This window comes from Paenibacillus sp. DP01, from assembly GCF_044784315.1.
Taxonomy (GTDB): domain Bacteria; phylum Bacillota; class Bacilli; order Paenibacillales; family Paenibacillaceae; genus Paenibacillus; species Paenibacillus polymyxa.
In genome coordinates this window covers 3556903-3576249 of the sequence record NZ_CP173059.1, presented here as the reverse complement: position 1 = coordinate 3576249, position 19347 = coordinate 3556903, and the positions used below count along the sequence as shown (strand labels likewise).

16 protein-coding genes are annotated in these 19347 nt (G+C 46.2%); 11 read left to right on the top strand and 5 right to left on the bottom strand.

Annotation, left to right across the window (positions count from 1 at the left end; genetic code table 11):
• Positions 1-30: 30 nt before the first annotated feature.
• Positions 31-663 (bottom strand): YktB family protein, encoded by a 633-nt coding sequence (locus ACH59B_RS15790; RefSeq protein ID WP_404302054.1) that lies wholly within the window; start codon positions 661-663, stop codon positions 31-33.
• 279 nt (positions 664-942) lie between these two features.
• On the opposite strand from ACH59B_RS15790, the gene ACH59B_RS15785 reads away from it, so the two are divergent.
• Together ACH59B_RS15785 and gndA are read left to right on the top strand one after the other, a co-directional pair.
• Positions 943-1542, top strand: a complete 600-nt coding sequence (locus tag ACH59B_RS15785; protein ID WP_016822387.1) for a hypothetical protein — start codon at positions 943-945, stop codon at positions 1540-1542.
• 173 nt (positions 1543-1715) lie between these two features.
• Positions 1716-3122: an NADP-dependent phosphogluconate dehydrogenase gene (gene gndA / locus ACH59B_RS15780; protein WP_404302052.1), complete on the top strand. Its 1407-nt coding sequence runs from the start codon at positions 1716-1718 to the stop codon at positions 3120-3122.
• 246 nt (positions 3123-3368) lie between these two features.
• Here gndA and ACH59B_RS15775 read toward each other — a convergent pair whose 3' ends face one another.
• Positions 3369-3674, bottom strand: coding sequence for a rhodanese-like domain-containing protein (locus ACH59B_RS15775; protein ID WP_404302050.1), 306 nt, complete (start codon positions 3672-3674; stop codon positions 3369-3371).
• Between the two features lie 268 nt (positions 3675-3942).
• Between ACH59B_RS15775 and aroA the strand changes: the two genes are divergently transcribed.
• The 4 genes from aroA to ptsP all read left to right on the top strand — a co-directional run bounded on the left by aroA (position 3943) and on the right by ptsP (position 9629).
• A complete protein-coding gene (gene aroA / locus ACH59B_RS15770) occupies positions 3943-5235 on the top strand; it encodes a 3-phosphoshikimate 1-carboxyvinyltransferase (protein WP_250247609.1) in 1293 nt (430 codons plus the stop codon).
• Positions 5236-5268: 33 nt separating this feature from the next.
• A complete protein-coding gene (locus tag ACH59B_RS15765; RefSeq protein ID WP_019687968.1) occupies positions 5269-5703 on the top strand; it encodes a CoA-binding protein in 435 nt (144 codons plus the stop codon).
• A gap of 300 nt (positions 5704-6003) precedes the next feature.
• Entirely contained in the window at positions 6004-7887 is a 1884-nt protein-coding gene (locus ACH59B_RS15760) for a glucose PTS transporter subunit IIA (RefSeq protein ID WP_013371886.1), read from the top strand.
• Positions 7884-9629, top strand: a complete 1746-nt coding sequence (ptsP, locus tag ACH59B_RS15755; RefSeq protein WP_019687966.1) for a phosphoenolpyruvate--protein phosphotransferase — start codon at positions 7884-7886, stop codon at positions 9627-9629. Before ACH59B_RS15760 ends, ptsP begins: the two co-directional genes overlap by 4 nt.
• A 139-nt stretch (positions 9630-9768) precedes the next feature.
• Here the strand turns inward: ptsP and ACH59B_RS15750 are convergent, their stop codons facing one another.
• Positions 9769-10305 carry a type 1 glutamine amidotransferase domain-containing protein gene (locus ACH59B_RS15750; protein WP_126666129.1) on the bottom strand — a complete coding sequence of 179 codons (537 nt, stop codon included), beginning with the start codon at positions 10303-10305 and terminating at the stop codon, positions 9769-9771.
• A gap of 337 nt (positions 10306-10642) precedes the next feature.
• On the opposite strand from ACH59B_RS15750, the gene ACH59B_RS15745 reads away from it, so the two are divergent.
• The 4 genes from ACH59B_RS15745 (at position 10643) to ACH59B_RS15730 (ending at position 13459) form a co-directional block, all read left to right on the top strand.
• The gene (locus tag ACH59B_RS15745; RefSeq protein ID WP_016822381.1) at positions 10643-11089 is read left to right on the top strand and encodes a hypothetical protein; all 447 of its coding nucleotides are present in this window, start codon (positions 10643-10645) and stop codon (positions 11087-11089) included.
• 101 nt (positions 11090-11190) lie between these two features.
• Positions 11191-11532, top strand: a complete 342-nt coding sequence (ytxJ, locus tag ACH59B_RS15740) for a bacillithiol system redox-active protein YtxJ (RefSeq protein WP_016822380.1) — start codon at positions 11191-11193, stop codon at positions 11530-11532.
• 107 nt (positions 11533-11639) lie between these two features.
• Positions 11640-12647 carry a catabolite control protein A gene (gene ccpA, locus ACH59B_RS15735; RefSeq protein WP_013371881.1) on the top strand — a complete coding sequence of 336 codons (1008 nt, stop codon included), beginning with the start codon at positions 11640-11642 and terminating at the stop codon, positions 12645-12647.
• A gap of 113 nt (positions 12648-12760) precedes the next feature.
• A complete protein-coding gene (locus ACH59B_RS15730) occupies positions 12761-13459 on the top strand; it encodes a 5'-methylthioadenosine/adenosylhomocysteine nucleosidase (protein ID WP_016822379.1) in 699 nt (232 codons plus the stop codon).
• Positions 13460-13472: 13 nt separating this feature from the next.
• Here the strand turns inward: ACH59B_RS15730 and ACH59B_RS15725 are convergent, their stop codons facing one another.
• The gene (locus tag ACH59B_RS15725) at positions 13473-14105 is read right to left on the bottom strand and encodes a GNAT family N-acetyltransferase (protein WP_016822378.1); all 633 of its coding nucleotides are present in this window, start codon (positions 14103-14105) and stop codon (positions 13473-13475) included.
• A gap of 246 nt (positions 14106-14351) precedes the next feature.
• On the opposite strand from ACH59B_RS15725, the gene acsA reads away from it, so the two are divergent.
• Positions 14352-16067, top strand: coding sequence for an acetate--CoA ligase (gene acsA / locus ACH59B_RS15720; RefSeq protein ID WP_404302045.1), 1716 nt, complete (start codon positions 14352-14354; stop codon positions 16065-16067).
• A 123-nt stretch (positions 16068-16190) separates the two neighbouring features.
• Here acsA and ACH59B_RS15715 read toward each other — a convergent pair whose 3' ends face one another.
• Positions 16191-19214, bottom strand: a complete 3024-nt coding sequence (locus ACH59B_RS15715; RefSeq protein ID WP_013371876.1) for a transglycosylase domain-containing protein — start codon at positions 19212-19214, stop codon at positions 16191-16193.
• Positions 19215-19347 lie beyond the last annotated feature (133 nt).

Genomic DNA, 19347 nt, shown 5'->3' with positions numbered 1-19347 from the left:
AAGTGGATCAGGGCCGCATTTATTCTGAAGCTATTCCTTTGGAAAAGACATCCGGTACAGTGGCAGCAAATGCTCAAAAGTGGAACGCACTGTCTGCAGTAGCGCAGCTCCGTCACTAGCGAGAGGATCATTACGATCAATGCGGAGCCCGCACATGACCTCGGCTTTTTTCACCTGCTGCAGCTTGTTAATGATGATTTGAAACTCTTCAGTGTCCATTTGCTGCTGTTCTGTACCTTGTGGAGCCATATGATCCATGGACCAGTAAAAGTGACCTGGTATGTTAGATCGCACATCGCTCAGGTTGGTTTCAAGCGCCTGGGCAAATGTGATTTTATTCGGACTTTCATAAATGACTGCGAATATGACGAATATATGGGAAGCGAACATACCTACCTCAAAATGCGGCAACGCCTTATACCCGCGTTTATTTGCCGCCCAGGCTACCCATGTATCGATCGGGGGATTGACCTTGCGTCGTGCATGCTTGGCAACGTGAACGTGCATAGGCTCCCCGCATAAGTCCGTCAGGAAGGGGGCTAACTCCTCGCCAATCGCCTCCAACTTGGGCCGAACCTGTTGAATCAGCACCTCCATGCGAGGTTCCAATCCTGGTATCTCAAAAACATCAAAGTCCTTTGCAGTAAATCCACTAAATGTCATTCCTATTCCTCCTGTAACTAGGCTAAGCCATATCGTGTGGCGTATTATGTCCGATTATAGCATAATGTCAGCGGGCTTGACCGTCTTTAGACCAGGCTCGGTACAAGCACATAAGGCAAAAGTAGGATTGTGCGCTGTTACTCATAAAAATAGGTCAAATAACCAAGTACCCTTACATAAAATGAAGTATAAAATAGAGCAAGGGAAGATCAAGCGGGAAAGCCGCAGGCTTGCTGTAGCCGGACTTCTTGAATCGGACTTGAAAAAGGAGGGAATGCCGTGAACAAGGGCTGTGAGGTAGAATATTGCAATCTAGAGCTCCGGTTTAGCCGTCGGCATATCCATAATCTGATCAAGGATTTGATATCGGAAGGGTATTCGCTGTACTGGAGCGAGGATGAGTCGTATCTGGTTTTGTCGGTGAGAACCGGGCGCAAGCTGGTGAAGCTCCGTTTTCAACAATTGCGCACAGGACACTATAAGCTGGCTGGAGATTATGTAATCCGCGATGCCAAGCTGGCTGAGTGGCTGGAGAAGCTAATTGGAAGTACTCGAGGTCATGCCATTGTCAAAAGAGTCAAGGATCATCATATCTTGGTAGAAAATATTTTGTTCGGCGAGGTCATTCGTCTGGTCGAGGTTACTGGCTTTAAGCAGCGTGTTATTTATCAGAAAGGACCCGTGCTGTCCGCTCAGGAAATGGAAGATATGTACGCTTCCAATGAAGGGGAAACCCGGCTGCTGCTGCTCAAAATGGAAGTGGACGATGAATTGGAGAAGCTGTTCACAGCCATGACCGAGGAAGATACGATTAAAATCGAGAATTGCCACAAACGCCTGCAAACGCTATCTCACCAACTGCTGATGATGGAAGCGTAGTACATCGGAACACCTCATGCAAATGGGGTGTTTTGATCTGTGATTAGACAGGGGTTCACTTCTGACACTAAAAACGTTAAAATAGAAGTGCACGTGTTCCGATTCACATAAAGTGTAATGCGGTAAAGCGGCGATATAGAATACAAAATATGTTGCAAAGGATGAGGAACCAGATGGCAAAACAGCAAATTGGTGTGATCGGCCTGGCGGTAATGGGTAAAAACTTGGCCCTTAATATTGAGAGCAGAGGCTTCACCGTTTCGGTTTTTAACCGCTCTCCAGAAAAAACGCACGATCTTATCAAAGAAGCAGAAGGTAAGAAACTGACGGGTACTTTCTCCATTGAAGAATTTGTGAACTCACTGGAATCACCCCGTAAAATCCTGATCATGGTTCAAGCTGGTAAAGCTACAGATGCCACGATTGAACAGCTTGTGCCTCATCTGGACAAGGGCGACATTATTATAGACGGAGGCAATGCCTACTTCCCTGATACACAGCGCCGCAGCAAGGAGCTGGAGGAAAAAGGACTTCGCTTTATTGGTACAGGCGTATCCGGTGGTGAAGAAGGTGCCTTGAATGGTCCTGCCATTATGCCGGGTGGACAAGAAAGTGCCTACAAACTCGTAGAGCCGATTCTGACTGCAATCTCTGCTAAAGTGGACGGCGACCCATGCTGTACATATATCGGTCCCGACGGTGCTGGTCACTATGTAAAAATGGTGCATAATGGTATCGAGTACGGCGACATGCAATTGATTGGTGAAGCATATCACTTGCTGAAATCAGTCCTGAATGTGAGTGCGGAAGAACTTCATGAAATCTTTACAGAATGGAATAAAGGTGAACTGGACAGCTATCTGATCGAAATTACAGCTGACATCTTCTCCCAGTATGATGCTGAAACAGGCAAGCCTATGGTAGATGTGATCTTGGATGCTGCAGGTCAAAAAGGTACTGGTAAATGGACAAGCCAAAGTGCGCTGGATCTGGGTGTGCCATTGTCCATGATTACCGAGTCCGTATTCTCCCGTTTCTTGTCTGCTATGAAAGATGAGCGTATTGCGGCAAGCAAAGTGCTGAGCGGTCCTAAAGCTGAATCCTTCAGCGGCGACAAAAAAGAATTTATCGAAAGCGTACGTAAAGCCCTGTTCGCAAGTAAAATTGTGTCTTATGCTCAAGGTTTCGCTCAAATGCGTGCAGCTTCCGATGAATATGATTGGGATTTGAAATACGGAAAAATTGCAATGATCTTCCGCGGTGGTTGCATTATCCGTTCGCAATTCCTGCAAAACATCAAGGATGCGTATGACCGTGATCCTGCTCTGAAAAACCTATTGCTGGACTCTTATTTCAAAAATGTAGTAGAAACGTATCAAGATGCATGGCGTCAAGTGATTTCCGTGGCTGTATCTCAAGGTGTTCCAGTGCCTGGCTTCTCCAGCGCGCTTGCTTACTATGACAGCTATCGCACGGAGCGTTTGCCAGCAAACCTGCTGCAAGCGCAACGTGACTACTTTGGTGCACACACGTTCAAGCGTGTGGACAAAGAAGGCGTATTCCATCATCAATGGTTCTAATGAACTGACGAATATGTAAGAATGCAGTATGTAACGCAACGGAAGCTTTTTTGCCCTCTGGGGCGAAGAAGCTTCCGTTTTTGATTTGGTATTTTAGATACAATGTTGGATGCGCTAAAGGATTGTGTAATCTTTTGACGCTATGGTATGATAGAAGTATGATATTTTAATGCTTTACCGCGTCTAAGGCTTTGAGTTTAAATAAAAGAGACGGGAATCTTCCGTCTCTTTTATAGACTAGCTGTTTTACTGCTCCTGTGACCATTGCAGCATGCCACCAGTCATATTGGTGCAACCCTCGTAACCTAACTGCTGCAAATATTCGCAGGCACGTTCACTGCGATAACCGCTCCGGCAAATAAAGATGATTTCATCGGTGCGTTCAATTTCCTCAAGGCGGCCCGGAATCTGTCCGAGCGGAATGTGCTTGGCACCTTCAATCATACCTTCCGCTACTTCTTCCGCTTCACGGACGTCGATCAATTGCAATTGCTCCCCTGCTTGCAGGCGTGCGCGAAGCTCAGAAGGTTCAATCAGAGCGATTTGCGTCATGGCTGGACCTCTTTTCTAATGTAAATGGGTACTATTTGTATTGTTGACGTGTGAGAAACGTCACACTCTCTATGTATGATAGCGAAGCGATCTCTAAGCTGTCAATTAGCCTAAATCTAAAAATCAAATAAAGATTAGTCAACCAGGTTGTTAAACCTCGACAGACCTAGATGAATATTCCTTATTTTTTAGGTGGAGAAATGAACGTTACAACTTGTATAATTAACGTAAACTAGGATGGTTTGAATCGAAAAGGAGCATGTATAATATGGATGTTATCGTTAGACCTACCCCTTCCCTGCAAGGAGAGATTGGGGCTTTGTCCTCCAAAAACTACACTACTCGTTATCTGCTAACGGCTGCACTAGCTGATGGGCAAAGTACTATTTACTATCCAGCTCATAGTGAAGACAGTGATGCTATGCGTCGTTGTATCACCGATCTGGGAGCAGTGCTGGAAGAGGATGATGAAAAAATCGTGATTACAGGTTTTGGTAGCCATCCTCAAGCTGTGAAGGAACTGAACGTGGGCAATGCAGGAGCGGTGCTCCGTTTTTTGATGGGAATTGCGTCCCTATGTCCGGATGTTACATTTGTGAATACATATCCCGACTCCTTGGGGAAAAGACCCCATGATGATCTAATTGATGCACTGGGCCAACTGGGGGTTAGAGTAGATCATCGTGAAGGCAAGTTGCCAATACGTATTCAGGGTGGTCAGGCGAAGGGCGGTAAAATCCAAGTGTCCGGTTCGGTTAGCTCACAGTATTTAAGCGCTCTGTTGTTCCTTACACCTCTACTGGAGGAAGATAGTGAAATTGAAGTGCTGCATGATTTGAAATCCAAAGTGGTCATTGGGCAGACGCTGGAGGTATTGCAAGAGGCTGGTATTACCATTCATGCAAGTGATGACTACATGTCTTTCCGCGTACCGGGTCGGCAATCCTATCAGCCACGTACGTATACTGTACAGGGGGATTATCCAGGGAGTGCTGCGGTGCTGGCGGCGGCTGCAGTAACGAATTCCGATGTAACCATCCATCGTCTTAAAGAACAGAGCAAACAGGGAGAACGTGCTATTGTAGACGTGCTGCGTATGATGGAAGTGCCACTGACACATGAGAACGATACCGTTGTCGTAAAGGGGAACGGTCGATTGAAAGCCATCGAGTTTGACGGTGATGCTGCGACAGACGCTGTGCTTGCCATGGTAGCTGCGGCTGTATTTGCCGAAGGTACGTCCCGTTTCTATAACGTGGAAAATTTACGGTATAAGGAATGTGACCGTATTACCGATTATTTGAATGAATTGAGCAAGGCTGGAGCTCGGGTAGAAGAACGTCAAGCGGAAATCATTGTGCATGGTAGACCGGAGGGTGTCGAAGGTGGTGTGGAAATCAACGCGCATTTTGATCACCGTGTCATTATGGCATTGACGGTTGTAGGTTTGCGTGCGCAGAAGCCGCTAGTGATCAAGGATGCGCATCATGTCGCCAAATCGTATCCACAGTATTTCGACCATCTGACGACGCTTGGTGCTTCTGTAGAATGGGTAAAATAAAGGTAAGTTAAGATGCAGACAGGAGGAGAAAAAATGGCTTTTGAAAATCCGTCCAGAGAAGAGATTAAGAATATTTTGGAACAAGTAGGCAATATTGCGGTTGTTGGTTTGTCTGATAAATCAGACCGCACCTCATACATGGTTTCTTATGCTATGCAACAGCGGGGATACCGGATTATTCCGGTAAATCCTGCGGCCGCAGGACAAACGATTCTTGGAGAGACTTGCTATGCCAGTCTTGCTGAAGTACCAGAGCCCGTTGAATTGGTTAATGTATTCCGGCGTAGCGAATACTGCGCAGAGGTTGCGCGTGAAGCCGCTGCTATTGGAGCTAAGATATTGTGGCTGCAACAGGGAATTATAAGCCAGGAAGCCGCTGACATTGCGCAGGAGCATGGAATGACGGTTATTATGGATCGTTGCATTAAGGTGGAGGATTCAGTGACCCAAGCTGTACGTAAAGGATAATCACATCGCTGAATCATGCTATATGAGCATGAAAAAAACCTTCTTCCCTTATTTCATAGGGTTGAAGGTTTTTGGTGTGAAATCAGAACTATGATACAGTATATTATACTTTCAGGAATCCATATAATGTATGTATGCTTGGAATATGATAGGGTCTAGTTTAAATTCATAGGGTTATCGCTGAGTAATAAGTTATATGACCTGTAAAAGCGTAAATAAATATTTTTGGCTGACGGAACCATTGCTTTGACAAAAGTATTTATTCGGCTTACCATCAGGGATAGAAGGGAGAGGAATGCCATGAATTGGCTCGGATCCTTACAACAGCTTGGTCGTGCTGTCATGCTCCCGACGATGGTGCTACCAGCAGCTGCAATATTGCTAAGTCTCGGCAGCCTTCCTTGGGCCACGTGGGGATTTCCTATGGTGTCTGATATGGCAAATGCGGCGGGACACGGGATTTTTTATTTTTTGCCGTATTTGTTTGCGGTGGGTGTTGCACTGGGCATGTCGAATCAAGCAGGTCAGGCGGGACTGGCTGCATTGGCCGGTATGGCTATATATGATCAGGTCACATTGAGATTTGGAAACGGACTCATTCAGCCAGCGACGCTCATTGGTATCATTTTGGGGATTATTTCAGGCTTGGCTTATAATCGCTTCAAAAGCATTAAGTTGCCCGAAGTGCTTCAGTTTTTTGGGGGAACCCGATTTGTTCTGCTGCTTATTGGCCTGTTCTCTGCTGTATTTGCAGGGCTTATGTTGATTATTGCTCCGCTGATCCAGCGAGGACTGGAATTTATAGTAGGCCTGGAATCGAGCTTGGGCGGTTTTGGACTGCTTATTTACGGTATTCTATACCGATTATTGGCAGCTTTTGGTCTTCATCATCTGCTTAATAATATATTTTGGTTTCAACTGGGTACATATAAAACGCCGTCTGGCAACGTTGTGCAGGGGGATTTGCCCCGTTTTTTTGCTGGCGATCCGACAGCGGGCTATTTCATGTCCGGGTTGTTTCCCATTATGATGTTTGCGATCCCTGCGATTGCGTTAGCGATCATTCAGGAAGCTCGTGAAGATTTGAAACCAAAGGTGCAGAAAACGTTTCTGACGGCCGCATTGGTCTGCTTTTTTACCGGAGTGTCGGAACAGATTGAGTTTGCCTTTTTGTTTGCTGCTCCTTATTTGTTCCTCGTTCATGCGGTTATGTCCGGTCTGGCCATGTGGCTTACCTTTGAGTTGGACATTCATCATGGCTTTTCATATTCGGCGGGTTTTATAGATTATGTCCTTAATTTCCACCTGTCACATAACGCCTGGTTACTAATTCCAGTCGGAGTGGCATATGGACTTGTGTATTATGTACTGTTTCGATGGGCGATCCGTCGGTTCCGTATTCCAACCCCTGGTCGCGAGGAAGGCTCAGTTCTGGAGGATTGGGCCGGTAATATTCCTTACAGTGCTCCGCTTATTTTGGAAGCACTCGGTGGGAAGGAGAATATTGTGCAGGTAGAGGCCTGCATTACCCGTTTACGGCTGACCGTTCACAATGACAGGCTGATTGATACCGGAGCAATGAAGGCTTTGGGATCAGCCGGGCTTATTAATCTGGGCGGGGGTAATTTACAAGTCGTATTTGGAACATATTCAGAACTGATCCGTGAGGAAATTGCGAAGTTGATGGAACGTGATCTTCCTCAAATTTTGTTCAATGCTCCTGTACATGGAAAAATGCTACCGATTCATGAAGTGCCTGACAAAATTTTTGCAACGAAGCTGGTTGGGGACGGTGTTGCTTTTGTTCCTGAACGCGGTGAACTTGTGTCTCCGGTGTATGGTACTGTGATGCATTTGTATCCGACCATGCACGCTTTAGGCATCTCCACACGAGAAGGACTTGAGGTTCTGCTTCACATCGGGATTGATACTTCACAGCTAAAAGGGAATTTTACTGCTATGGTAGAAGCAGGCGATACGGTGGAACCGGGGCAATTGCTGATCAAATTTGATTTGCAGGCGCTACGAGAGCAAGCTCCATCGCTGGTGACTCCTATGGTCATCACGAATCCGGATCGCGTCAAGTCGTGGAGCTTTGCTCCGTTTAAAACAGTGAAAAAAGGTCAGGCCTCGGTAATGTCCGTTGTGCTGCATGACAGGAATGTTGGAGGGGTAGAAACATGATAGAAGGCATCGGCGCCGCAGCAGGTGTGGCCATCGGGAAGGCATTTGTCCTGCCGAGCTGGGAATGGGATTTACCAGATCAAAAAATGGATACGGTAGATCTAGCGAAGGAATTTGAACGATTGTATGAAGGGATACGTACATCCAAAAGTGAAATCCAGTTTATTAAGGATGAGTTTCGAGAGATGGTGGGACCGGAGGAATCCAGCATTTTTGATGCTCATCTTGCGATATTGGAAGATCCGGAATTCATGAATGAAATTAGCGGAATTATTCAGCGTCAGTATAAGGCGGCCGAGGTGGCTGTGAAGGAAGCTATTGATCATTTTGTGACCATGTTTGATTTGCTGGATGATGAATATATGAAGGAGCGGGCAATCGACATTAAGGATGTGGGGAACCGACTGCTCAAGCATTTGCTGGGCGCACCGGAAGTGACTCTTCCTAACGACACACAGCCCTATATTCTGGTAGCCAAGGAGCTTTCGCCATCCCAATCGGCACACCTGAATCCCAGCTACGTGTTGGGGATTGTGACTATGAATGGTGGTAAAACATCGCATTCCGCGATTATGGCCCGTGCGCTTGGTATCCCACTCGTTTCAGGATTGGAGAGCAATTTGAATTTGCCCGTTCAAACCGGAGATATGATGGTTGTGGACGGAGACCTGGGCAGGGTGTATGTAAATCCGGAAAAATCAGTAACAGACCACTATATCGTTTTGCGTGACGAGCAGCGACGCAGAAAAGAGCAGCTTCAGGTACTCGCTTCGGTAGAAGCTGTGACCAAGGATGGAACCACGCTGAGGCTGGCGGCCAATATTAGCTCCGTTAAAGAGCTGGAGGCCGCTTTGAAGCATGGAGCTCAAGGTGTGGGGCTGTTCCGCACGGAATTTTTATATATGGATCGCAAATCTGCTCCTGATGAAGAGGAACAGTATGAAGTATATCGGCTAATAGCGGAAAAGGCAGGCAATCACTCCGTAGTCATCCGTACATTGGATATCGGCGGCGACAAGCCGTTGGATTATCTTGAACTCCCAGAGGAAGAAAATCCTTTTCTAGGTTATCGTGCTATACGGATTAGTTTGGATTGGAAGGAAATGTTTAAAACTCAATTGACTGCAATTTTGCGAGCCAGTGCAACGGGGAATATCAAGGTCATGTACCCGATGATCTCATCCGTGGAGGAAGTCCGTCAGGCAGATGTTCTTTTGAAGGAGGCTATGGCGGATCTGGATGCAAGAGGGCTTGCCTATAATCCCAAAATACAGCGAGGAATTATGATTGAGGTTCCGGCTGCGGCGATGATCGCGGATCTATTAGCAGCTGAAACCGATTTTTTTAGTATCGGAACAAATGATCTAGTTCAGTATGTGCTGGCTGTGGACCGTATGAATGAGCAGATTGCGCATATGTACCATCCATACCACCCGGCTGTACTTCGAATGCTGCGCATGACTGCACAGGCGGCACATCAAGCCGGAATTGATGTGAGTGTCTGCGGTGAGATGGCTGGAGATGAACGATCCGTTCCACTTTGGCTGGAACTAGGAATACATCAGCTCAGTATGTCCCCCCAATCTTTATTGCGGGTCAAGCATCGTGTGCTGAATACGACCGCATCTGAGGCGATGACAGTTGCTCGTGCTTGCTTTGGCATGTCTACTGGTGCAGCGATCGAAGACAAGCTGACTGCAGCTAATATCAGCTGCACCCCGGCCGGACCTGGGCGGCAGTAATGCTTTAAAATCTGAAAGCTTAGATTGGCTCGTACAAAAAAGCACCTTCAAAACCATGAATAAAGTGGTTTTGAAGGTGCTTTTTCGATATAGCTATAGATAAGGGTTACTCAAGTCCTGAATGTGCGGACTGGATATCTTATTTCTGAGCGTTATTAGCTAATACATCGCAGAACGCTTTTCCGTAAGGGGGAAGATCAGGCGGTCGACGAGCGGATACAATATGTCCGTCTGTCACCACAGCTTCATCCTTCCAGATGGCTCCTGCATTTTCCATATCATCACGAATACCTGGTGTGGAGGTGACCGTAACACCATCCAATATTTTTGCAGAAATCAGTACCCAGCCTGCATGGCAGATTTGTCCGATGGGTTTATGTGCGGCATGAAATTCCTGTACGAGTCGAATGACCTTGGGATAGCGGCGCAGTTTATCGGGCGCCCATCCGCCAGGAACGAGAATTCCGTCATAATCGCTGCTATTCAGTTCTTCAAAGGCATATTCTGCTTCAGCAGGTACGCCGTATTTTCCAATATACTTTTTACCCTTTTCAGCACCGGCTAAATGTACTTCCGCGCCTTCTTCACGAACGCGATACACCGGGTACCATAATTCCAGATCCTCGAATTCCTCATCTACCAGGGCAATTACCTTTTTTCCGGTAAGTCTTGACATCCAACCATCCTTTCGTGCGTCACATGATGACACCTTTGTTTTGTAATCTGTACTTTTACATCTTAAGAAAAAGTACGCCCGAAGTCCATTCCTCCGCAGATTCTCGGGTTAGGAGTCGCTCTTTAACAACAATCGTCGTCATTTTTTGACCCCCAAAGCTTTGGTAATTTGTTCATTGCTGCAATCTGTGGAAGGATTTGAGGCCCCAAAGTCGAAATAAAAAAAGGTATGATAGATTTTATTGAGTTAACAAATATTTTATAGACTAGTAAATAGATATATCTGGATTCTGATGAGATCCTCATATAAGTTTGATCCTACGTAATGAGGTGGTAAAATGCATAAGCAATGCCAATGTGGTGAACCGATGGGGCTGGAATTGCGAAAGGTAATATATGCGAGTAAGGTTGAAATTTTGCATGTCCCTGTATTCTCATGTCCGTCATGCTTTTCCAGTGAGGTTTTGCAGCATGTGACGAAGGACATTAAGGAACTATTACAAAGTTTAGGGAGCAAACCTGCACCCCGGCGAATATCTTTTGCACGCAACAATGAACTGGCAGAAATTATTCGTAAGCTTGTACTGGAGGAAGCGGATAATCCCAATGTGGATTGGCAATCCGCTTTGGAGGAGCGAATGGAGCTTCGAATTAATCTCTTACTGGATCTTTATCGCTATGCGAGAAGCCTAGGAGATGAAGATTGGATGAATGATGTAGAGAAAAGATTGGTTCAATTATCCGGTTTTACCAGTAAATCGGTGTTTACGAATACGAAAAACTAAAAAATATGAAAATTTTCATGGTCACCATTGGATTTTACATGTTCTTTTTGTTACGATGAGAATAGGCCATACGACAAGACACAGAAAGGAATGTATATCCAATGGCGACGATGACGAAAATGACTACTATTCAACAATTAAATACGGCTCTGGAAGCGTCATCAGACAAGCCGTTACTCCTCTTTAAGCACAGTACACGTTGTCCGATAAGTGCAGGTGCATATCAGGAAGTGGAGTCTTATTTGGAAGGTGCTCCCGACGAAAATATTGAATACGGTATCATTTATGTAGTAGAAGATCGGCCGGTGTCCAATGCGGCTGCGGACAAGCTTCAGGTGAAACATGAATCGCCGCAGGCCATTTTAATCAAGGACGGGGAGGCTGTCTGGCATACATCCCATTCGAATATTACAGCCCGTGCGCTTCACGATCATCTCACATAGATAGAATGAGTGCTGTCGTTGCATAAAGTAGTATTTTGTCGTATCATGGTTCTAATTAGTTGATCTAGGATTCGGTTGAAAATTTATTGGCAATGGAGAGAAGGAATGTGACGGTAACGATCTATGATGTAGCTCGCGAAGCTGGTGTCTCAATGGCCACGGTGTCCCGCGTAGTTAACAATAATCCTAATGTAAAACCTCAGACCCGCAAGAAGGTGTACGAAGCGATTGAACAATTGGGATATCGCCCGAATGCGGTAGCTAGAGGTCTGGCCAGCAAGAAGACAACGACTGTTGGCGTGGTTATTCCGGATATATCGAACTCAATTTTTGCAGAAATTGCACGCGGTATTGAGGATATTGCAAATATGTATCACTATAACATCATTTTATGTAATGCCGACAAGCGTAAAGAAAAAGAGATCCGCGTTATCAACACATTACTTGAAAAGCAAGTGGATGGACTGCTGTTCATGGGCGGCACAGTAACGGACGAGCATATTCAGGCCTTCCATACAGCTGCAGTTCCTATTGTTCTATGTGCAACGAGTGATGAAAAAGGTAGCTATCCTTCAGTTGATATTGACCATGAAGCCGCTGCTTTTGATGCAGTTAACACGTTGATCCGCCATGGACACCGTCAAATCGCAATGATCAGTGGTACGCTTCAAGACCCTGCAAACGGCTATGCACGTTTCCAAGGTTACAAGAGAGCATTGGAAACAGCTGGAATTGATTATCAGGAGGATCTCGTGAGAATCGGGAACTACCGCTATGAATCCGGTGTTGAAGCCATGAAATACTTCCTCGGTCTGAAGAAGAAACCAAGTGCTATTTTTGCCGCTACGGATGAAATGGCAATTGGTGCGATTCATAGTATTCAGGATGAGGGATTGAAAGTCCCTGATGATTTTTCGGTAATCAGTGTTGACAACATTCGTATGGCCTCCATGGTTCGTCCTCAGCTGACAACCGTCGCACAACCAATGTACGATTTGGGTGCGGTAGCCATGCGTTTGCTGACCAAGCTGATGAAGAAGGAAAACGTGGAGAACTCTCGCGTTATTTTGCCGCACGAGACTATTTTGCGGTTATCAGTTAATTATTTAGACTAGGCACAGTGCCGAATAGGATACACCTTCGATGAAAGCTCCTTTGACGGAGCTTTTTTCGTAGATACATAGCTTCTTGTGAAATCATCATCAAACTAAGAAACGAGGGATGCGTAATGAGCCGACTTTATGGATTAATGGGTGCGATGGATGAAGAAATTGAATTGCTGCTCTCGGCAATGACGGAAGCAAGCAAGACGACCAAGACGGGAATCACATACACTACCGGAATGATTCACGGGCAAAGGGTAGTCGTCTGCAAGTCCGGTGTAGGCAAAGTCAATGCTGCGGTAACAACACAAATCTTAATTGATCATTTTGGCGTCGAACAAATTATATTCACGGGAGTGGCAGGGGCGGTACACCCGGATTTAAACATTGGGGACATTGTCATCTCATCAACATGTATGCAGCATGACATGGATGTAACGCCTTTGGGTTATGCCAGAGGGGTCATTCCTTATCAGGACACCTCAGAGTTCGCGGCCGATCCCGAGCTTGTCCGTCTGGCTGAACAAGCCTGCAAATCGTTTGGCGATCGATACATTGTCGGGAAAGTACTTTCCGGCGATCAATTTGTCGCAAATCGTGAGATAGTGACAGCATTGCACCAAGAAATGGACGGTGCTTGTACCGAGATGGAAGGCGCCGCAGTGGCTCAGACAGCTCATATGAACGCTGTGCCTTATGTTGTCCTACGATCGATGTCAGATAAGGCTGATGGATCGGCTCACGTGAATTATGCTGAGTTTACGGTAGAAGCCTCACATCGTTCGCACCGTATTGTGGAGTTCATGCTCAAGCATTTGGGATAAGAGTGTAATATTTTTAATACATGAATCTTCGAACAAACCGGATACGGTCAAACTGTTCTCGTGATTCGAGGGGCACATCATCTCCCATTCGTACCATCAGACAGTTCGCAGGATGTGAGCATATTTCAGGATCATCCGTGGCGTACCATACCATATTTACGGTTTTCATCAGGCGTTCCATCATGCGGCGGTATTCCCATACGGAAAGACCGCTGCCTTTTAAATCCCAGTGCCAGTAATATTCGGTTGTAAAAATAATATAGGATTCGAGCTGTCCGTCTTCAAAGGCAATCCGAATCATTCGGCTACCCAGGCCCAGTCCGCGATAGTCATCGGCTACCTCGACAGCTCCGAGTTCCAGTAAATCCTTCATGCCAGCTTCCGACCAGCGTTCCATCTCATCTGGATAGTGAAAAGTGACATATCCCAGAAGGGTTTCTCCATCATGGGCAATGATGATTCTGCCTTCAGGCAGTTCTGAAATTTCCACCAGCGCGTCGAATTGCTCCTTTGGTTTACGAAAGGCGTCCAATTGCGTATGCATTTGAAATGAACGCAATCGATCAGCGGATACCGGTCCTTCTACATGGATGGTTTGTCCGTTATGATCCAGTGTGTCCAAGTGGTACAATTTTAAATGCTGCATGGGTGCGACCTCCTTGTTTGCCATCAGTACCTCTTCATATCCCCTACTTATAACAAAAAAACAAATAAATGAAAAGGATGGTCGTCACATCCTCACCTATGATATACTGATTTAGACACGAATTGTTCACAATTAAATGCTTTAAATCAAACCGCAAATCAAAAGATTTGATTTGCATCATTAATTTTGTAAGCGCTATTTTGTTCTGTGTAATTCTCATTATTCCATTGTGAGGAGGCTGAACGCATGAAGATTGAAGAACTCCAGGCTGTAGTTCCCACATCCAACATGGGCCCTTATGAACAAGCTTACAACAACTTTCAGTGGGAAGATGTAGAACGTCATTTTACGTGGTATGAAACAGGCAAAGTGAATATGGCACATGAGGCGATTGATCGACATGTAGAGGAAGGCCGGGGGGAGAAAGCAGCACTTTTGTATTGCGACGCAAACCGTCATGAAACCTACACTTTTTCTCAGCTCCGTGCCAGCTCCAACAGGTTCGGAAATGTGCTGCGCAAATACGGTATTGGTAAAGGGGAGCGGGTGTTTATATTCATGCCGCGTTCACCTGAACTGGTCATTAGCATGCTTGGGGTTTTAAAGGTAGGGGCTGTTGTCGGTCCACTATTTGAGGCGTTTATGGAAACGGCGGTTAAAGATCGCTTGGAGGATAGCGGGGCGGTGGCATTAGTAACCACACCTACGCTTCTTTCACGGGTGAAACGTGAGGAGCTTCCTGAGTTGCGTCATATTTTTGTGGTTGGTGATATGGACGAACGGGAGCAGGGAATTATTGATTTCGAAACGGAAATGCTCACGTCCTCAGAAGATCTTGAGCCCGAATGGCTGAGTCGTGAAGATGGATTAATTATTCACTATACATCAGGCTCAACGGGCAAGCCCAAAGGCGTGTATCATGTACAAAATGCAATGATTCAGCATTACTATACGGGTAAAACGGTGCTGGATCTGCGGGAAGATGATGTATATTGGTGTACTGCGGATCCTGGCTGGGTTACGGGAACGTCATATGGCATTTTTGCTCCTTGGCTAAATGGAGCAACAAATGTCATCCGTGGAGGCCGTTTCAGCCCAGAGGACTGGTACCGTACGATTGAACGTCACGAAGTGACGATTTGGTATAGTGCTCCTACGGCGTTTCGGATGTTGATGAGCGCAGGGGAGCAGGTAGTTTCCAACTATGATCTCAGCAGCTTGCGGCATGTATTATCCGTTGGGGAGCCACTGAATCCCGAGGTAGTGAGATGGGGCTGGCAAGTATACACACAGCGTATTCATGATACTTGGTGGATGACGGAAACAGGAGGCCAGTTGATCTGTAATTACCCAGAGCTGCCGATTAAACCAGGTTCGATGGGAAAGCCACTTCCAGGTATTCAAGCTGCTATTTTGGACGACAGAGGCCAGGTGTTGCCTCCTAATAGGATGGGACATTTGGCGATTCGTACACCATGGCCATCCATGATGAACCGTATATGGAACAACCCAAATAAGTTTCAGGAATATTTCCGCTTTCCCGGTTGGTATGTATCCGGTGATTCAGCTTACATGGATGAGGACGGATACTTCTGGTTTCAGGGAAGAATTGATGATGTTATCAACTCCTCCGGAGAGCGCATCGGTCCTTTTGAGGTTGAGAGCAAGCTTCTGGAGCATCCTGCTGTAGCGGAAGCTGGAGTCATTGGGAAACCAGATACTGTTCGAGGAGAGATCATTAAAGCATTTGTCGCCCTGCGTGATGGCTATACCGCGTCGGAAGCGTTACAACAGGACATTTACCGCTTCGTCAAGGAAGGGCTGTCTGCTCATGCTGCTCCGCGTGAAATTGAATTTAAGGAAAAGTTACCCAAAACCCGTTCCGGCAAAATTATGAGACGTGTGCTGAAAGCCTGGGAGCTTAACCTTCCTACAGGTGACCTGTCTACCATTGAGGATTGAATTGATGCATGTTTGCACTAAAAAGGGAGTCTCCATAGCCATTATAGCTATGAAGACTCCCTTTTTTATTAGGATGAACTCATTCATCTCACCCAAAATATTGCTTCTTGTTTTTGTCTTGAACTATGGACGAACGGCTCCAGAAGGAGCCGATTCCCCCATGGTATTCATGGAAGTAACACGGAACCAGCCTTTGGGCTTGCGGCCTGGTTTATACTCAAAGTTGGTGTTTGCGGTAGAGCCTATGTTTTTAAAAGGCTCCGCACCGCTTTCACTGTAATATACGTTATAGCCTGTTATAGCGTCCGCAGGCTTTCCTGCACTCCATTGGAGCACTACGGACGTGCCTGCCGCTTTAGCTTGGGGCTGTTCAGGAGCAGTAGGAACTTCTGTAGGCTGCGCACCTGTTTCATCTCCCTCGCCCGGAGCTTCTGGTGACTCAGAATCCGCAGGTGGTACTACAGGTGCTGTGTCTGCTTTGCTGCTTGGTCCAGACTCATGTCCTCCCACATCAACGGCGGTCACATAGTAACTTGCGCTGCTTCCACCAGGGCTGTCGGAGAATACCTTGGAGCCATCAGCCATGACAACCTTGCCAAGCCGCTCGAAGCTGCCTCCATCTGTAGAACGATATAGACGGTAACCTACAACATCACTGTTTCCGCTTGGGCTAAAGCTAATTATGGCCTTGCCGTCGCTATAGCTTACGCTGACGCTAGATGGAGCGTTAGGAGCTGCCCCATCGTCCCTGCGTGGATCAATCTGAGTAGGAGCTTCTTTATCTGCATCTTGAGGCAGATAGTAGGACAACGAATTATGCCGTCTCATCACTGTAAAGGCTTGCTGAAGCTCTTTAATCAATTCTGAGATTGGCTTTTCCCGTTTTCTAACGGTCCGTTCATACAACATATCATCTGGCGTACCATCACGTGGAATGTAATTTACACCCTGATAGGTAATATATTTCGCACGGGTAACGCCATTTTCACTGTTTTTGGGTAAATATTTACTGTTATAAATGTCTGAACCATAAGCGGATGCTGTCCGGCTTACAATACCGTCAGGTCTCTTGAAACTATCCGTTTGGAATAACTGAGAATCTTTAGCCGTTACTTCATTCATGATTAGAGCCCATAGACGACGAGCCCGCTCTTTTTGTGCTTTCGTTTCAAGCTTATTGACAGGTTGCTTGTATCCAACCCACACTCCCAGCGTGACGTCAGGTGTAAAGCCCTCGAACCACACATCGGTGTAGGATTGCGTAGTGCCTGTCTTACCGGCAATCGGAATCTTGCCGGATTGATTAAAGTTACGTCTCACCAGTTTGCCTGTGCCTTCCGATACGGCTGTACGTAACATATCCGTCATCAGGTAGGCAGTTTGTGGTGTGAAGGCTTGCACGGGATTAGGCTGATGCTTGTATACAATATTGCCTTGCGAATCCACGATCTTTTCGATCATGTAGGCATCATTAAACACACCGCCATTTGGGATGGCTCCATATGCATTGGTGAGCTCCTCAACGGTTACCCCGTGGGCCAAGCCACCGAGTACACCGGTTTGGGCGTTGTTATCGCTTGGTTCCAAGGTGGTAATACCCAGTTTTTTAGCAAAAGCCCACGCCTTATTGATCCCTACCTTTTCGTTAAACAGCTTGAGTGCTATCGTATTTAGCGATTGATTCAGTGCATAACGCGCTGTGACTAATCCTTGGTAGCGGTTGTTGGAATTTTTCGGGATGTGATATCCATTACTGCCATCCTTCAAAATAATAGGGGCATCATCCACAATCGTGCCAGGCTGTACAAGACCGCTGTCCAAAGCAGGCAGATAAGCAGCAATCGGTTTCATGGCTGAACCCGGCTGGCGTACCATCTGGGTAGCGTAGTTCATTTGCTCTTTTTGGAAGTCACGACCTTCCATCATACCGAGAATGGCGCCGGTTTTATGCTGAATCAGAATGGCTGCCGCTTGCTCGTCACCTTTGGTTTTACTAGTAGCAGAGAAGTTGTCCTTATTTTCTGCAATTTGACGCATAGATTTGTACACGCTCTTATCAATGGTGGTATATACCATATAGCCGCCTGTGCGAAGCTGCTGTTCGGCTTCTTTGAGCAAGTCGTTATCATCCTTGGTTTTGGTATCCGCACTGGCATTAGCCTTTTGACTCGGATTGGTGACAGACATGAGTGCCTGCGCAGCTTGCCGCTCTGTTTCCATCATAAGATATGGATAGGTGTTATAAGCCTTAACAGTGCGTGGTGCGAGAGATTTTTTGATATCAAAAGCCATCGCTTCATCATATTGTGCTTTATTGATTTTGTTCTCCTCCAGCATTCGGCTGAGCACCAGGTGCTGGCGGTTGATCGCTCTTTTAAAACCAGCTTCATTAAATTCGCCTTTACCGTTGTAAGCAGAATAAGAAGAAGGGAGTTGTGGCAAACCTGCCAGATAGGCAGCTTGGGCTACATTAAGCTTGCCCAAATCATTCTCATTAAAAATACCTTTGGCCGCTGCTTTAATACCAAAGACGTTGTAACCGCTTGATCCGTTACCGAAAGGTACCTTATTGAGATAGGCTGTAATTATTTGCTGCTTACTCAGGAAGCGCTCCAGGCGCAGAGATAGTAAAATTTCTTTGACCTTGCGGTCATCCGTACGATCAAGATTTAAAAAGACACGACGTGCAAGCTGCTGGGTAAGAGTACTCCCTCCAGTTTGTACGGATTCATGTAGTGCCTTTTGCTTCACAGCACGCAGCGTTCCCGACAAATCGACACCTTTATGCTCGTAAAAATGGTTATCTTCAATAGCAATGACTGCGTCAATGACGAGCTGAGGAATCTCCTTAAATGTAACAGGTCTTCGATCTTCCTCGGTCCGAAGCTGCCCGATGGGAGAGCCATCATTGAAATAAGCGAAGCCTGTAATTGCATTTTTATCTACTTCCTGTAGAATCGTAGATCTGGAACGCACGGGCTCGTTTTTTACAATAGAAGCAATATAGCCGGCGGCGGTTCCTCCTGCGAATAGTGCTCCCATAAAACCGATGATGACGACCCACTTTATGACACGGCCGAGCCTTCGCATGGTTCTCCGTAAGCGGGAAGGCTTTGGCTCTGATACATTGTTTTTTTCTTCAACCATTAAGTCTTCCTCCTTTATAACAGCCATTATTATAGCATAAAATTACAAAATGAACCCATATGCTAAAAAGCCTGTCTTTTGGTGTCGTTGACTACATAAAAACAGTGTGTTATAAATAGGTCAAAGTAAATAT

Bases quoted from the DNA above. Each gene is read 5' to 3' on its own strand.
- ACH59B_RS15790 (WP_404302054.1), bottom strand. From the start codon at position 663: ATGACATTTAGTGGATTTACTGCAAAGGACTTTGATGTTTTTGAGATA.
- gndA (WP_404302052.1), top strand. From the start codon at position 1,716: ATGGCAAAACAGCAAATTGGTGTGATCGGCCTGGCGGTAATGGGTAAA.
- ACH59B_RS15775 (WP_404302050.1), bottom strand. From the start codon at position 3,674: ATGACGCAAATCGCTCTGATTGAACCTTCTGAGCTTCGCGCACGCCTG.
- aroA (WP_250247609.1), top strand. From the start codon at position 3,943: ATGGATGTTATCGTTAGACCTACCCCTTCCCTGCAAGGAGAGATTGGG.
- ACH59B_RS15765 (WP_019687968.1), top strand. From the start codon at position 5,269: ATGGCTTTTGAAAATCCGTCCAGAGAAGAGATTAAGAATATTTTGGAA.
- ACH59B_RS15760 (WP_013371886.1), top strand. From the start codon at position 6,004: ATGAATTGGCTCGGATCCTTACAACAGCTTGGTCGTGCTGTCATGCTC.
- ptsP (WP_019687966.1), top strand. From the start codon at position 7,884: ATGATAGAAGGCATCGGCGCCGCAGCAGGTGTGGCCATCGGGAAGGCA.
- ACH59B_RS15750 (WP_126666129.1), bottom strand. From the start codon at position 10,305: ATGTCAAGACTTACCGGAAAAAAGGTAATTGCCCTGGTAGATGAGGAA.
- ACH59B_RS15745 (WP_016822381.1), top strand. From the start codon at position 10,643: ATGCATAAGCAATGCCAATGTGGTGAACCGATGGGGCTGGAATTGCGA.
- ytxJ (WP_016822380.1), top strand. From the start codon at position 11,191: ATGGCGACGATGACGAAAATGACTACTATTCAACAATTAAATACGGCT.
- ACH59B_RS15730 (WP_016822379.1), top strand. From the start codon at position 12,761: ATGAGCCGACTTTATGGATTAATGGGTGCGATGGATGAAGAAATTGAA.
- ACH59B_RS15725 (WP_016822378.1), bottom strand. From the start codon at position 14,105: ATGCAGCATTTAAAATTGTACCACTTGGACACACTGGATCATAACGGA.
- acsA (WP_404302045.1), top strand. From the start codon at position 14,352: ATGAAGATTGAAGAACTCCAGGCTGTAGTTCCCACATCCAACATGGGC.
- ACH59B_RS15715 (WP_013371876.1), bottom strand. From the start codon at position 19,214: ATGGTTGAAGAAAAAAACAATGTATCAGAGCCAAAGCCTTCCCGCTTA.